We start from the raw sequence: 14437 nt of genomic DNA, 5'->3' as shown, positions 1-14437 counted from the left end.
GCGGACCGATCACGACGCTGGTGCCCTCGCGTCCGGACTCGTCGCGGACGAATTCTTCGATCGCCGAGGCGATGTCGTCGTCGCCGACGTGCCGGGACCACGGGGCGACTCCACATGCGCGCACCGACTCCGGTGGCGTTGTGTCGGGCGAGAACTCGGCGAGCAACGCGGCTGCGACGGTCATGATCTCCGTGGGGGTGCGCCAGTCCATTTCGGACAATTCCTGCGCCTCGTCGACCACGACGTGCCCGTATGTCCAATCCCGATCCGCGGCGGCACGTTCGGCGAGGTCTCGGGCGTCGCGTTCGACGAAGCGGTCCGCGAGCTCCTCGGCGTAGAGCAGGTCGGTGGCGAACAGGTGGTCCTCGTCGTCCATGTGATCCTCACGGTTCGTCATGAGGTCGAGAACCCCGGCAGCGTAGGCGGTTTCCCTCTTTCGCTCGGACTCGGCCGCGTCGACGGTGTCGACCGTGCCGAGGAGGTCGACGAGTTCGTCGAGCAGTGGCACGTCGGACACGGTCCACGCGTCGCCGTGCTCGCGCAGGAGCGCGTCGTCACCGCCGGCCGCCCGCAGCCGGGCGGGTGACGAGAACAGCTCCGACAACAGTGTTTCCGGTGTCAGAACCGGCCACAGGTCGTCGAGAACCCGGGTGAAGACATCGTTCTCGGCGAGTTCGCCGCGCAGGTCCTCGCGCAGGTTCTCCCACGCCGCGCGGTCGTCGCGGGACAGCCAGCCCCGGCCGATACGAGCGATCGCCCGTTCCGTCAGCGCCCATGTCACGACGTCGGTGAACACGGCCCGGTCCTGGTTGTGCGGAAGACCGCTCGCGCCGGCCTCGTCCCGTGCCCACCGAGCGATCTCGGCGTCGAGTCGCACGGTGACGTCCGTGAGTTCGACGAGCACCGGGTCCTGCGGCAGGCGCTGACGGTCCGCGATCGCGGCGGTCAGCACCTCCAGGATGGCCACCGAACCCTTCGATCGCGCGGCCTCGGCGGTGTCCTCGGCGGTGACGTGAAGGCCGGGCACGAGATCGCCGGTGGTCGCGAACACCACGTTCGTCTCGCCGAGCGACGGCAGGACGTGGGCGATGTGGTCCAGGAACGTCGGGTTCGGTCCGACGACGAGCACCCCGTGACGCTGCATCCGTTCGCGCTGCGTGTAGAGCAGGTATGCGACGCGATGCAGGGCGACGGCGGTCTTGCCGGTGCCGGGTCCGCCCTCGATGACCAGCACGCCCGGATGGTCGAGGCGGATGATCGCGTCCTGTTCGGCCTGGATGGTCGCGACGATGTCGCGCATGCCCTGCCCTCGCGGCGCGTTCACCGCCGCGAGCAGCGCGGCATCACCCCGGCCGCCGCGGTCACGACCGTCGGGGCGGCCGAGGACTTCGTCGGTGAACTCGACGACCTCGCGTCCACGGGTGTGGAACTGTCGGCGCCGCCGCATGCCTTCCGGGTGGGAGCCGGTCGCGACGTAGAACGGGCGTGCCGCCGGGGCGCGCCAGTCGAGCAGCAGTGGTTCGTATTCGTTCGTCCGGTCGAACATGCCGATCCGGCCGATGTAGGAGACTTCGCCGGTCGGCGTGTCGAGCCGGCCGAAGCACAGCCCGCCTTCCGCGACGTTCAGCCGCTGCACCTCCCGGGCCAGCGTGCGCACCTCGACCTCGCGATCCACGAGCGTCCCGCCGCTGCCCCGCAACGCGGCCGCATACCGCGCCTTCGCCTCCGCCCGCTCGGCATCGAGCCGCGCGTACAGGCCGGCTACACAACTGCGCTCGGACCGGAGCTCGTCCTCATACCCTCGGATCGACATGTGCGCCTCACTTCCCTCACCGCTGCGATCATGGGTTTCCGCTACGGCCAGCGATTGTGCGGCACGAGCGGGGCCTTGCCGCAAGACCCCGGGTGCGCTATACGTTGAAAGTGAGAGAGGCGCAGCGCCTCTCTTCTTCGTATTCGGGGGTTCGCGTCCGAGAGTCTTCCGGGACGGTCCGGTGATGGATCAGCCCGGATACGACGCGGTTGCCGACCTCTACGCCGATACCTTTCCCGCCACGTACACGACTCCCCTCGAGCGTGCGGTGGTCGCAGCCGGGAGATGCTCCGGATCGCGCGGGATCTGTACCCGGGCCTCCGTTTCGAACGGGACGACGCGCACCTCGCCTCCACCGATCTCGGCGGCCGCGGTATCGCGGCGATCATCGCCCGGTTCAGCCTGATCCACGTGCCACCCAGCGGAATTCCCGACGTGCTCGCCGGCTGGGCATCCAGGACTTCCCCCGGTGTAGTGGTCGCGGTTGCGGCACAATCCACCGACGAAGCGGGAGAGGTCGTCGAGTTCGATCACGCCGTCGCACCGGCCTGGCGGTGGCACCCGGACCGGCTCGCCGAGTCGCTCGCCGCCGCCGGTTTCGACGAGATGTGGCGGACGGTCAGCCGTCCCGACACCGGGTACCACCGGTTTCCCGAGGTGCATCTCGTTTCTCGTCGCCGCTGACCGGGACCGTCCACTACTCCGGCTCGACGCGGGACCCGACGGTGTGGACGACCTGGAGTTCGGGATCCCACGGGAAGAGCCCGTCGACGGCATCTTCCAACTCGCTCAACGGGGGTAGTTCGGCGGGACCGAGTACGGACACGGTGACGGTGTCGCCCTGCCACGCCACATCCGTGACCTCGGCTCCGGGCGTCGAGCCGAGCCACTGCTGCGTCACGTTGGAAACCTGCCGTGCCCACAGCGATGCGAGGGAGTTGACGACCATCGGCACCGCGACGACGACCAGCGCGATCGTGAGGATCACGTACGCACGGCGCCGCCCGGTCCGGAGACTGTCCTCCGCGGAGTAACCGGCGGCGACGAGCACGACGCGCGGTGATGATCATCGCGATCACGTTGGAGGCGAACAGGATGAACGCCCCTGCTGCCAGTGCCCCGGCTCCCGAGCCCAGGCAGACTCCGACCACGGCAAGTGGCGGAACGAGGGAGATCGCGATCGCAACGCCCGGCAGGACGTCGCCGACGTCGCGGCGTGTAATCGCGACCGCCCCGACGAGGCCGGTCGCGAGAGCGGCGGTCAGATCCATCAGGGTGGGGGACGTACGCCCGAGAACCTGCGAGTTGCTCAGCACGGAAGCCGGATTCGCCAGTACCTGAGCGAATACGACGCCGAGCAGGACGACCAGCACGATGCCGGCGACGATGTACAGCAGGCTGCGAACGATCAGGGATCCGCGCCCGACGGTGATGCCCAGTCCCACACCGAGTATCGGCGTGGACAGCGGCGCCACGATCATCGCGCCGATCACGGTTGCGGTCGAGTCGCTCACCACGCCCGCCACCGCGATCACGGCGGACAGTGTGAGCATCGCCCAGAATGCCGAACGTTTCGCCCCCGCATCACCGACGGACAGGTCCAGGCGGTCTTCGAGTTCGCCGAGGTCACGACGCTGGCTCGAGGGAATCACCAGGTGCAGCATTCACGACCTCCCGTCGGAGCCATCGCTTTCGGTTCCTGCCGAGTCGTTCGCCCCGGGAGGACGGTCGGACGACCGAGAATCCGACGTGGCGGTGGGCACAGAGTACGCCGGAACGCGGTCCGTCATCGAAGCTTCGGCAATCACCGGTGCGGCCACGAGCACCACCGCGAAGACGAACAGCCAGCCGATCCCGCTGAACACGATTCCGAGTACGCCGAAGTGCGCATACGAGTCTGCGATCACCCGCGGCATCACGATGCGGCTCGCTGCATCGAGCCCGGTGAGCAACGTCGCTGTGATCATCCCGGTGATCCACAGGACCCGGCCGGAGACGAACCCCACCGTCAGCAGGTAGGGGCATCCCGCCCACACGCACGTCCACAGGCACCACTGGCCGACCAGGATCAGGATCGGAATCTCCGACAGCTGGATCAGCGCGACGAGCGGAATCGAGCCGGCCACGACGAACAGGACAGCGAACCACCGCCAGGCATCGGGCAACCCGAGGCTCGGTGTGTGCCATACCTTTCCGTACATGCGGCCGAGAGCGCGCGCGAACGACGTCCCGCCGATCACGACCATGATCACGCCCACCACCCCGAACGCGGCGGTCTGCGGGATCATCGGCAGGGCGTCGCCGGGGTAAAGGAGCGAGGTGTCGATGCGGTAGCGGTCCTGCACGGTGCGTCGCACCACGGTCGTGTCGGCGACGATCGACGCGGCCATGAGCACCGGCAGTACGGACGTGAACAGCTGAGCGGCCAGTGTCATCGCCCGGTCCACCAGCTCGATCTGTGCCAGTCCCACCAGGGTCCGCTCGACGACGCGACCGACGGGATTCGACGACAGACGAGCCTCGAGAGCGAGGATCGCGGCGTTCTTCGGCCGAGGTTGCTCTGTGGGTCGAGCCATGCCGGAATCCTTCCGTCATCCCACGGGCCGAAGCCGAGGGCACGCCGCGCAGCGCGTCTTTCGGGCCGCTCGCGCAGTCCGAAAGACGCACCTACCTAACTGCTGCCATTGTGCGCGGCATCGACCTTCGCGATCGGTGCAGCGGAGACGGGGGCGGTGGCCGCAGCCGTTGCGGGGCGTTTTCCGACGGACCCGAGCATGCCGCTGATGTCGATACCGGAGGCTTCGAGTGTCTCGATCACGCCGGCGATGGTCGACGGGCTGATCCCGAGGATCGAACCCACCGACCCGGACACGCCGTCGGCGCCCCCGACGATCGAGATGCGGTCGATCTCGCCGACCGGCTTCGCGGCCGCGGCCGTCGCTTCAACCAGGGCCGCGAGGACGTCCGGCAGCATGAGCAGTTGCGCAGCGGCCGGGCTGTACGCGTTGAGTGCCGCCGCGATCTCCTGCTTACCGCTCGCTTCGGCCTCGAGCCGGGCGCGCAGACCGTCGGCTTCGGCCTGCTGCTCGGCACGCAGCGCGTCGGCGGCGGCCTTGCGACCCTCGGCCTCGGCTTCGAGGCGGGCCTTGATGCCCTCGGCTTCGGCCAGCTGCTCGGTACGCACCGCGGCGGCGGCGAGCTTGCGGGCATCGGCGTCTGCTGCACCCGACCGGCGGGCGGCCTCGGCCGCGGCATCGGCACGCAGGATCGTCGCCTGCTTCTCACCTTCGGCACGCGCGACCGCGGCCTGACGTTCCGCTTCCGCGGGGGCGATCACGTCGGCTTCGAGGGCCGCCTTCGCTTGTTCGGCGCGACGCTTCTCGACCTCGATGCGGGCCTCGACCTGCGCGGCTTCGGCCTGCTCCTGGGCGATCCGGACCGCCTTCTCCGCGGTGGCCCGTGCCAGGGGACCGGCCTGATCGGCTTCGGCGTTCTCCGCCTCGGTTCGGGCACGCAGCTTCGCCAGCTCGACGTCGCGGGCCTGGTTCGCGGCGGCGATGGCGGTGTCGGCCTGGGCCTGCGCGACCGCGCCTTCCTGCCTCGCCTTCGCGGACTGGATCTGGGCGTCGCGTTCGGCGTTCGCGGTGCCGACCGCGGCGTCCCGCTTGACCTCGGCGATCCGACGCTGACCCAGGGATTCGAGATAGCCGTTGTTGTCGCTGATCCCGGCGATCTTGAGGACGTCGACTTCCATGCCGATGCGGGCGAGGTCGCCGCCGGCCTCGTCGACGACGCTGCGCGCGAGCGTCTCACGGTTCGAGTTCAGATCCTCGACGGTCATCGTGGCGGTGATGCCGCGCAGCGAACCGGCGAGGATCTCGTTGATCTGCCGGCGCAGTTCGTCGAGGTCGGAGGTGAGGAATCGCTGGACCGCGGTCTGGACGGCCTCGTCGGCGGATCCGATGCGCACCAGGCCGACCGCTTCGACGTTCACCGGCACACCGTCGTTCGACAGGGCGTTCTGGAGGTTGATGCTCACGTTGAACGGTTCGAGCGACATGATGTCCACCCGCTCGATACCGGGGATCTTGAAACGGGCCCCGCCCCGCACGACCTTCGGCTTTCCGCGACCGGTGAAGACCGCAACCTCGTTCGGGGGGACCTTGATGTAGTTCCGGACATAGACGAGTGGCACTCCGACGAACACCACCAGAGCCACCACGACGGCGACCGCGACAACGATCATGTAGTCATCCTCAGTTCGATTCGGGCATGTGCAGACCGGCGTGGGGATCGTCCGGGATCGACACGACGTGCACGACCTGATCGTCGACGTCTCCGATATAGACGTGGGAATTCGCAGGCAGCGCAATCTCTTCCGCGGTGACGGCTCGGGACCGTACCCGGTTGCCCTCGGTGTCGGTGAACGCGACCTCGCCCCAGCCGCCGGGTTCGATCGACAGCGTGACGACGCCGGTCAGTCCGATGTACGAGAGGCGTCCGGTGTGGGAGTTGTCCTGCTGCCGTAGCAGATACGGCAGAAGAACACCTCGGGTCACGACGACCAGGACGAGCGCTGTGCACGCTGCGGCGACCGCAGCGGCAACGGATCCGAATCCGAGAAGTGCTGCGGTACCGCCTCCCACGCCGATTCCGAGAAGCGCTGTGGCGACGGTGGTGAGATTCAGGAACGGAAGACCGTTACCGGCGTCTCCGAGTTCCGATCCGGTTTCCCCGACCACGAGGGTCCCCACGACCCCCACCAGACCCATTGCGAGACACGCAATGTAGAAGATGTCCACCCGCCCCCCATTTCGCCGGTTCGCCGTCGACCTTACCGCAAATCGGACACCGACAGCTCTGCGGGCGGTCCGTCCGCCGGGCTGCCGGAATGACCCGCGGGCGCACGATCGCTAGTCACGTACCCAGCGAACCAAGGTCCCGACGGGTTCCCGTCGGATGTGCCCGTCACCGCCGAATCCTGCGTGCGCGTAGAACCGTTGCGCGCGGATGTTCGTCTCGAGCACCCACAGGTGGGCCGGTTGCGCTCCCAGTGCCGCGTCGAGGAGCCGCCGGCCGTAGCCGAGTCCCCAGTGGGAGCCCCGCACGTACAGCGCGTACAGCTGCAGGGGAGTCGGCGCGTCGGGTTCGTCGGGTGGGCCGCTCGTGGCGAAGCCCGCCAGGCTTCCGTCGGGCAGTTCGACGACGAGAGCGTTCGGTGCCCGGGTCCGCCAGGTTTCGATGCGTCGGGCGCGTTCGTCGGGATCACGGAGACCGGCCAGGATCGCGGGGTCGATCAGTCCCGTGTAGGCGTCGTCCCAGCAAGCGGCCTGCAGGTCGGCGAGAGCCTCTGCTTCGGCCGGAACCGCGCGGCGGATCACCTCGTCCGAAGCTCCGGGCATCGCGACCACCTCGATTCCGTGCGTGCGATCGCAGCGCTGCGCGTTCCTGCCGCGCGGCGGTACTCCCGAATGCTAGGAGTAGAGGAACGTCCGGGGAAGGTCTCCGGTGGAGCGGGTGGGGGTGAACCGGGTGGACGGCTTCTACGAACGCCGCGACGAAACGACCTTCGAGAGCACGCCGGCGACGGCGGGGCCGTGGGGGCCGCAGGCCCAGCACGCCGGTCCGCCCTCGGCGCTGCTGACCGGGGAGATCGAACGGCACCACGTCGCCGACGGTCAGCGGCTCGGAGGCGTGTCGGTGGACATTCTCGCGCCGATCCCGGTCGCGCCCATCACCGTGACCACCTCGGTGGTCCGTCCGGGCAGACGCACCGCCCTGATTCAAGCGACCGGTGTGGTGGGCGAGCGGCCGGTGCTGTCCGTCCGGGCGTGGCGCCTCGCCCGCGTCGACGACGACTACCCGGCCGTCGACCCCACGCCGCCGGTGCTGGACACCGATCCGGATCACGCGCAGGACGGAGGTGTCATTCCCGGGGCGAACACGGACGGGTATCTCGCTGCGACGCAGTTCCGTTTCACCACAGGAAGTTTTGCCGAGTTCGGGCCTGCCGCGGCCTGGGGACGATCCCTGTGCGCTCTCGTGGCCGGGGAAGAGCCGAGTCCCTGGCAGCGGGTGCTGATCCTGGCCGACTCGTCGAGTGGAATGAGCCTCGCGGCGCATCCGGGGCGGTTTCCCGCGATCAACGCGGATCTGCATGTCGTCCTGCACCGTGATCCGGTCGGTGACTGGATCGGCATCGATGCGGTCACCCACAGCATGCCCGGGCACGGCGCGGCGGCGTACGCGCGTCTGAGCGATACGACCGGGTTGATCGGCACGTGCGCCCAGACGCTGTATGCGAGCACCGTGCGGTGACGGGAGTCAGTTCGTCGCGGTCGCGGCCAGGGAGTCGATGGCTGCCTGCAGAGCGACCGTGGCGTCGTCGGCGACCTCACCGAGTCCCGGCTGGTCGGCGACCTGGACCATCAGCCGGGGGTTCATCGCGTCGATCAGTACCGTGCCCGGGTCGGCGGGATCGGCGCGAACCACGACGTTGCAGGGCAACAACAGCCCGATCTGCCGGTCGACGTTCACCGCGCGATGCGCCAGCGGTGGGTTGCAGGCACCGAGGATCAGGTAGTCCTCCATGTCCTCGCCGAGTTTCGCCTTCAGCGTGGCTTTCATGTCGATCTCGGTGAGGATGCCGAAACCCTGGTCTGCCAGTGCTTTCCGGGTTCGCTCGACCGCGTCGGCGAAGGAGGTGTGCAGAGTCGTCGACAATGCCAGTGCCGTCATGTGTCTGCCTTTCACTCGGTGTGCTCAGGCCAGTGCAGTGCTCGAGCGAGAGCGATGCTCAGGCCAGAGCGAGGAAGAGTTTTTCGAGCTCGGCCTCGGTCATCGGTTCCTTGCCTTCCCGGTCCGTGTCGGTCAGGCATTCCCGGAGGCCGGTCGCGACGATCTTGAATCCGGCGCGGTCCAGTGCCCGGGAAACGGCGGCGAGTTGGGTGACGACGTCCTTGCAGTCGCGACCCTGCTCGATCATCGAGATCACTCCCGCGAGCTGGCCTTGCGCGCGGCGGAGCCTGTTGAGTACGAGAGCGATGCTGTCTTCGTCGCCGACCATAGAAGTGTCCTTTCCTGGAACTGACGTCAGTGTACCCCCGGGGGTATCGATGGCGGGGTCAGCGTAGCGCGACGACGTCGACCAGTACATATGCCGCCACGGCGAAGACCAGGTAGGCGAACCAGTGGCGCAGCCGGTCGGTGTCCAGCCGTGTTCCCACCCGCCCGGCGATCAGTGACCCGGCGATCGCGGTACCCGCGAACGCGGCCGTGACGGCCCAGTCGATGCTCGTGCCGCTCAGGTGCGAGACCAGTCCGGCTGCGGAATTGGCGACGATGATCACCAGCGAGGTGCCGACCGCGACGGGCATTTCGACGCCGAGCATGAGCACGAGGGCGGGAACGATGAGGAAACCGCCTCCGACGCCGAACAATCCGGTGAGAAAACCCACCGCGATACCCGCCGGGATCGAGCGCGAAGCGCACCTGCGCCAGTTGATCCCGGATCCCTGGATGGAGCACGCGGTTCCGGTGTTGCCGTTGTCGACGAGCATGCGCGCCCCCGCGACGACCATCACCAGTGCGAACCCGATCAGCAGCGCCGGCTCGGGCAGCAGTCGCCCGACGGCGCTGCCGGCGAAGGTGGCCGGGATGCCGGTGGCCGCGAAGATTGCCGCAAGCCGCCATTGCACCTGGCGGGCACGCATTTTCGGCAGGGCACCCATTGCCGACGCGGCGCCGACGACGATCAGCGAAATGGGGATCGCCTGCTCGATCCCCATTCCGAGGCCGAAGACCAGTGCGGGGACCGCGAGGATGGATCCGCCACCGCCGAGCAGCCCCAGCAGTACGCCGATCGCGGCACCGAATCCGAGCGCGAGCACCCACGTCATCTCATGCCTCCCGGTCGCCCGTGTCCGTCGATTCGGTCAAGCGGGCGACGATCGTCCGGGCGTCACATGATGCGCTGCGGTTGTAGGGCAGCTTCGCCAACGCGGCGCCCATCGCGCAGGTGTTCGTCACCGCGGCGAACGCGAGGCCACCGCCGATGCCGGCGGCGAGCCACTTGAGCTTGGGGACGGCGACGCTGGCCAGAACCGAGCTCAGCACGAGGGAGCCGGCGACGAGCCGGACCTGCCGTTCGAGGTCCCAGCGCTGGACGCCGCGTTGCACGGGCAGGCCGGCGGCTTCCCATCCGAGCATGCCGCCGTCGAGGATGTGGACGTTGCACAGTCCTGCGACGCGCAGGGTCTCCTCGGCCCGGGCGGCGCGCTGCCCGGAGCGGCACACCAGCACGATGTTCTCGTCGAAGTGGGCGAGAAACTCGTCGCGGTGTTCCCGCAGCAGATCGAGGGGGACGTTGTAGGCGCCGGGAATGTGCACGGTCTCGAATTCGCTCGGTGTCCGGACGTCGACGATGCGCACGTTCTTGCCGGATTCGGTCAGCTCGCGCAGGGCGATCGGATCGACGGTGGTGGGGAAGTCGGTCATGCCGGCCTTTCGTGGGGTGAGGCGGGGGATACCCCCGGGGGTACTTGACATACCCTAGGGGGTATATGCCAGGCTGTCCACATCGACCCGGTGATCCCCCGGGAACCCGCAGGCACCAGCCACGGAGGAGTCCATGATTCTCGAGCAGTACTACATCGAGTGCCTCTCTCACGCGTCGTACCTGATCGGCGACGAGAGCACCGGCCGGGCCGTCGTGGTGGATCCGCGCCGCGACATCGCCGAATACCTCGACGACGCAACAAAATACGGATTGACCATCGAAGGGGTTGTCAACACGCACTTCCACGCCGACTTCGTCTCCGGACATCTCGAACTGGTCGAGGCCACCGGCGCATGGATCGGTTTCGGGGAAGCCGCCGAGACCGACTACCCGATCCGCCGCCTGCGCGACGGTGAGCGCCTGTCCCTCGGCGAGGTCGAACTCGAGATCCTGTCCACGCCGGGGCACACCTGGGAATCGATCTCGGTGCTGGTGCGGGAGCATCCCGGCGCCACACCGATCGCGGTGCTCACCGGTGATTCGCTGTTCATCGGCGACGTCGGCCGCCCGGACCTGGTCAACCTCGGCGACGGATCCACCACCGATCTGGCCCGGGCCATGTACCGCACCGTGCACGAGAAGTTGCTGACCCTTCCCGACGAGGTCACCGTCATGCCCGCCCACGGCGCCGGCTCGTCGTGCGGCAAGAACCTGTCGACGGAACTGACCTCCACCATCGGCGAACAGCGGGCCACGAACCCGTCGGTGCAACCGATGAGCGAGGGCGACTTCGTCGCACTCGTCACCGAGGGCCAGCCGGCTGCCCCGTCGTACTTCGCGGTCGACGCCGCGATGAACAAGCGGGTCCACCCGCTCCTCGCGCAGGACCGCACCATCCCCGAACTGACTCCGACACAGGTGAAGGCCGAACTCGCCGCCGGCACCCGCGTGCTCGATGCGCGCAGCGTCGACGACTTCGCCGCCGGGCACCTGCGTGGTTCGGTCAACGTCGGATTCGACGGTCGCTTCGCCGAAACCGGCGGCATGGTCGCCGAGGTCGGCGAGAAGATCGTGCTGATCACCTATCCCGGCGAGGAGCAGGATGCCGCCATGCGCCTGGCCCGGATCGGATCGGACGGCGCGGCCGGCTATCTCGCCGTCGACCGCGACGGGGTGTTCCCTGCGGAACTGGCCGAGCTGGTCCGGTCCGCTCCGCGTCTCACTGTCGCGGAACTTGATCGGTTGCTCGCCGCCGATGCGGTGACACTGCTCGACATCCGCAACCCCGGTGAGCGCGCAGGCGGCACCATTCCGGGCGCAATTCCAATCCCGTTGGCGCAGTTGCGAACCCGGATGGATCAGGTGCCCGCCGGAAAGCCGGTCGTGGTCCACTGCGCGGGTGGATGGCGTTCGAGCGTAGCGGCCTCGCTGCTGCGGGCCGAGGGCTTCGACGACGTTTCGGACCTGCTCGGCGGCTACAACGCCTGGGTCGAATCCCGCGTCCCCGCCTGATCACCGGGAGCGGCAGTCGCTCTCGATTCCACGAACTTTCGATCCCAGGAGGATGTCATGTGCTACCCCGTCACCTGTCCCCGCTGCGGCAAGACCGGCTGGGGAGGCTGTGGACAGCACGTCGACGCTGTCATGCGCTCCGTGCCCGCCGCCGATCGCTGCACGTGCGATCGGGACACCGCACCGGCTCGGGACCGGCGCTCGGGCCTGCGTTCACTGTTCCGCCGCTGACCCACGGGTCGGTAGTATCGCTGGATGGCCGGATCCTCACGGAAGCCCGGAGTGCTGACCTCGCAGGTGGAGGACTTCCCCCGCTGGTATCGGGACGTTCTGAACAAGGCGGAGCTGGCCGACAACGGACCGGTTCGCGGAACGATGGTGATCCGGCCGTACGCGTATGCGCTGTGGGAACACATGCAGGCGGCGGTGGATGCGCGGATCAAGGCGGCCGGTGTCGAAAATGTCTACCTGCCCTTGCTCATTCCGCAGTCCTACCTCGAGCGCGAAGCCGAACACGTCGAGGGATTCAGCCCGGAGCTGGCGGTGGTCACCCACGCCGGCGGCAAGGATCTCACCGAACCGGCCGTCGTGCGCCCGACGAGCGAGACGGTGTTCGGTGAGCTGATGGCCAAATGGATTCAGTCGCATCGTGATCTGCCGATGCGGCTGAATCAGTGGGCCAACGTGGTGCGTTGGGAGATGCGCCCGCGGATCTTCCTGCGTACGACGGAGTTCCTGTGGCAGGAGGGGCACACCGCCCACGCCACCGAAGAGGAGGCCGCCGCGTTCGCCCGCCGGATCCATCTCGACGTCTATCGGGACTTCCTCCAGAGCATGCTCGCGATCCCCGTCCTGGTCGGGGTGAAGACGGACCGGGAGAGATTCGCCGGCGCGGTGACCACCATGACGTGCGAAGCGATGATGGGCGACGGCAAGGCGCTGCAGATGGCCACCAGCCACGAGCTCGGCCGGAACTTCGCGAGCGCGTTCGGCATCACCTACACCGACACGTCGGGCAAGTCCCGGACCTGCTGGACCACCTCGTGGGGATCGAGCACACGGATGATCGGCGGCCTGATCATGGCGCACGGCGACGACCAGGGGCTTCGCCTCCCGCCGCGGATCGCTCCGGTGCAGGCCGTGGTGATCGCCGTGAAGGACGATGATCCCACCGTGAGCGCGGCATCGACGCTCGCCGATTCCCTCGTCTCCGCGGGTGTGCGGGCACGGCTGGATGCTCGCACCGACCAGGGATTCGGACGCCGCACGACCGAATGGGAACTCAAGGGCGTCCCGCTGCGGATCGAGATCGGTCCCCGGGACCTCGAGCGCGGCGAGTACACCCTGGTCAGGCGCGACACGAAGCAGAAGCTCGCCGTCGCCGTCGAATCCACGGTCGCGGCGGTCCGGGAACTTCTCGACGTGATCCACACCGAGATGTTCGCCGTGGCGCGGGCTCGGCTCGATCGGCACACGGTCGACGCTGCCACCGTGGCCGAGGCGCTCGAGGCGAGCGCCACCGGTTTCGCTCGGATTCCCTGGAACGCCCTCGGCGAGCACGGCGAGCGCGAACTCAACGCGCAGGCCGTGACCGTCCGATGCCTGCAGACGACCGACGGCACCGTCCCGGATACCGAGACGCCGGCCGAGGAGTTGACGGCGATCGTCGGCCGCAGCTACTGACCGCACCGTCTACCGACCACACCGCCGCATCGACGGGTAGTATCGAACACATGTTCGATTCGGTGGTGTGGTCGCGTGGGGTGGAGTAACGGCCCGCCCACGTGGGCAGAGCTGGAACGGGTCCTGTCCGGACGGCCCCGCCGCGACCCGGAGTTCCCCGGCGACGGCAGCGACAGTCCGGCCTGGTCGCGTACCCGTCCGGAATACGAGGCCCGGGTGCGTCGACCCGACGGACCGGTCGTGCCCTATGCCGAACTGCATGCGCATTCGGCGTTCAGTTTCCTCGACGGTGCTTCCACGCCCGAGGAGCTCGTCGAGGAGGCCGCGCGGCTCGGCCTCGAGGCGCTGGCGCTCACCGACCACGACGGGTTGTACGGCGTCGTCCGGTTCGCGGAGGCCGCTCGGGAACTGAAGGTGCCCACCGTGTTCGGCGCCGAACTCGGCCTGGACGACGCGCACCTGCTCGTCCTCGCCCGCGGTCGGGAAGGTTACCGGCGGCTGTCCCGGCAGATCGCCGCCGCGCACCTCGCCGGCGGCACCAAAGGCGCCCCGTGGTACGACCTCGACGCACTCTCCGACGCCGCCGGCGGCCACTGGCAGATCCTCACCGGCTGCCGCCGGGGCCACGTCCGGCAAGCCCTGGAGACCGGCGGACCCGACGCGGCCACGGCCGCCCTGCGCGAGCTGATCGACCGGTTCGGCGCCGACCGCGTCACCGTCGAACTGACCCGGCACGGACTGCCCGACGACGACGAACGCAATGCGGCCCTGGCTGCGCTCGCCGAGGCGCACGGACTGACCTGCATCGCGAGCACCGCGGCGCACTTCGCGGACCCGTCCCGCAGGCGTCTCGCCATGGCGATGGCCGCCGTCCACGATCGGCAGAGCCTCGACGACGCCGCGGGCAGGCTCGCCCCCACCGGCGGCGGTCA

General features: G+C 68.6%; 13 protein-coding genes and 2 pseudogenes. 5 read left to right on the top strand and 10 right to left on the bottom strand.

Annotation, left to right across the window (positions count from 1 at the left end; all coding sequences use genetic code 11):
• The coding region (locus tag I0Q12_RS15000) for a UvrD-helicase domain-containing protein (RefSeq protein ID WP_197252663.1) at window positions 1-1813 on the bottom strand (1813 nt) is incomplete at its 3' end.
• A 184-nt stretch (window positions 1814-1997) separates the two neighbouring features.
• Here I0Q12_RS15000 and I0Q12_RS14995 point away from each other — a divergent pair.
• Window positions 1998-2497 (top strand): annotated as a pseudogene (locus I0Q12_RS14995) (SAM-dependent methyltransferase).
• A gap of 13 nt (window positions 2498-2510) precedes the next feature.
• Here the strand turns inward: I0Q12_RS14995 and I0Q12_RS14990 are convergent.
• The 5 genes and pseudogenes from I0Q12_RS14990 to I0Q12_RS14970 form a co-directional block, all read right to left on the bottom strand.
• Window positions 2511-3477 (bottom strand): annotated as a pseudogene (locus I0Q12_RS14990) (TIGR00341 family protein).
• Window positions 3478-4389: a hypothetical protein gene (locus tag I0Q12_RS14985; protein ID WP_197252662.1), complete on the bottom strand. Its 912-nt coding sequence runs from the start codon at window positions 4387-4389 to the stop codon at window positions 3478-3480.
• Between the two features lie 95 nt (window positions 4390-4484).
• Window positions 4485-6059, bottom strand: a complete 1575-nt coding sequence (locus I0Q12_RS14980) for a flotillin family protein (protein WP_197252661.1) — start codon at window positions 6057-6059, stop codon at window positions 4485-4487.
• A 10-nt stretch (window positions 6060-6069) separates the two neighbouring features.
• Entirely contained in the window at window positions 6070-6585 is a 516-nt protein-coding gene (locus tag I0Q12_RS14975; RefSeq protein WP_197252676.1) for an NfeD family protein, read from the bottom strand.
• A gap of 141 nt (window positions 6586-6726) precedes the next feature.
• Window positions 6727-7215: a GNAT family N-acetyltransferase gene (locus I0Q12_RS14970; protein ID WP_197252660.1), complete on the bottom strand. Its 489-nt coding sequence runs from the start codon at window positions 7213-7215 to the stop codon at window positions 6727-6729.
• A gap of 121 nt (window positions 7216-7336) precedes the next feature.
• Between I0Q12_RS14970 and I0Q12_RS14965 the strand changes: the two genes are divergently transcribed.
• Window positions 7337-8131 carry a thioesterase family protein gene (locus I0Q12_RS14965; RefSeq protein ID WP_197252659.1) on the top strand — a complete coding sequence of 265 codons (795 nt, stop codon included), beginning with the start codon at window positions 7337-7339 and terminating at the stop codon, window positions 8129-8131.
• A gap of 6 nt (window positions 8132-8137) precedes the next feature.
• Here I0Q12_RS14965 and I0Q12_RS14960 read toward each other — a convergent pair whose 3' ends face one another.
• The 4 genes from I0Q12_RS14960 to I0Q12_RS14945 are packed head-to-tail and all read right to left on the bottom strand — an operon-like array spanning window position 8138 to window position 10309.
• Window positions 8138-8551, bottom strand: a complete 414-nt coding sequence (locus tag I0Q12_RS14960; protein WP_197252658.1) for a DUF302 domain-containing protein — start codon at window positions 8549-8551, stop codon at window positions 8138-8140.
• Window positions 8552-8609: 58 nt separating this feature from the next.
• Complete coding sequence (locus I0Q12_RS14955; protein ID WP_197252657.1) at window positions 8610-8879, bottom strand: metal-sensitive transcriptional regulator; 270 nt, start codon at window positions 8877-8879, stop codon at window positions 8610-8612.
• Window positions 8880-8937: 58 nt separating this feature from the next.
• A complete protein-coding gene (locus tag I0Q12_RS14950; RefSeq protein ID WP_197252656.1) occupies window positions 8938-9711 on the bottom strand; it encodes a sulfite exporter TauE/SafE family protein in 774 nt (257 codons plus the stop codon).
• Window position 9712: 1 nt separating this feature from the next.
• Complete coding sequence (locus I0Q12_RS14945; protein ID WP_197252675.1) at window positions 9713-10309, bottom strand: rhodanese-like domain-containing protein; 597 nt, start codon at window positions 10307-10309, stop codon at window positions 9713-9715.
• Window positions 10310-10442: 133 nt separating this feature from the next.
• On the opposite strand from I0Q12_RS14945, the gene I0Q12_RS14940 reads away from it, so the two are divergent.
• From I0Q12_RS14940 to I0Q12_RS14930, 3 genes are all read left to right on the top strand, one after another.
• Complete coding sequence (locus tag I0Q12_RS14940; RefSeq protein WP_197252655.1) at window positions 10443-11822, top strand: rhodanese-like domain-containing protein; 1380 nt, start codon at window positions 10443-10445, stop codon at window positions 11820-11822.
• A gap of 255 nt (window positions 11823-12077) precedes the next feature.
• A complete protein-coding gene (proS, locus tag I0Q12_RS14935; protein WP_197252654.1) occupies window positions 12078-13505 on the top strand; it encodes a proline--tRNA ligase in 1428 nt (475 codons plus the stop codon).
• Between the two features lie 75 nt (window positions 13506-13580).
• Window positions 13581-14437: PHP domain-containing protein (locus tag I0Q12_RS14930; RefSeq protein ID WP_197252653.1), on the top strand; the 857-nt coding region annotated here is incomplete at its 3' end.

This window comes from Rhodococcus sp. CX (assembly GCF_015865005.1).
Lineage (GTDB): Bacteria > Actinomycetota > Actinomycetes > Mycobacteriales > Mycobacteriaceae > Rhodococcus.
The sequence above is the reverse complement of the archived record's forward strand: the minus strand, read 5'-3'. Positions and strand labels throughout refer to the sequence as shown.

Coding starts and splice junctions, on each gene's coding strand:
- I0Q12_RS14985 (WP_197252662.1), bottom strand. CDS start 4,389: ATGGCTCGACCCACAGAGCAACCTCGGCCGAAGAACGCCGCGATCCTC.
- I0Q12_RS14980 (WP_197252661.1), bottom strand. CDS start 6,059: ATGATCGTTGTCGCGGTCGCCGTCGTGGTGGCTCTGGTGGTGTTCGTC.
- I0Q12_RS14975 (WP_197252676.1), bottom strand. CDS start 6,585: ATGGGTCTGGTGGGGGTCGTGGGGACCCTCGTGGTCGGGGAAACCGGA.
- I0Q12_RS14970 (WP_197252660.1), bottom strand. CDS start 7,215: ATGCCCGGAGCTTCGGACGAGGTGATCCGCCGCGCGGTTCCGGCCGAA.
- I0Q12_RS14960 (WP_197252658.1), bottom strand. CDS start 8,551: ATGACGGCACTGGCATTGTCGACGACTCTGCACACCTCCTTCGCCGAC.
- I0Q12_RS14955 (WP_197252657.1), bottom strand. CDS start 8,879: ATGGTCGGCGACGAAGACAGCATCGCTCTCGTACTCAACAGGCTCCGC.
- I0Q12_RS14950 (WP_197252656.1), bottom strand. CDS start 9,711: ATGACGTGGGTGCTCGCGCTCGGATTCGGTGCCGCGATCGGCGTACTG.
- I0Q12_RS14945 (WP_197252675.1), bottom strand. CDS start 10,309: ATGACCGACTTCCCCACCACCGTCGATCCGATCGCCCTGCGCGAGCTG.
- I0Q12_RS14940 (WP_197252655.1), top strand. CDS start 10,443: ATGATTCTCGAGCAGTACTACATCGAGTGCCTCTCTCACGCGTCGTAC.
- proS (WP_197252654.1), top strand. CDS start 12,078: ATGGCCGGATCCTCACGGAAGCCCGGAGTGCTGACCTCGCAGGTGGAG.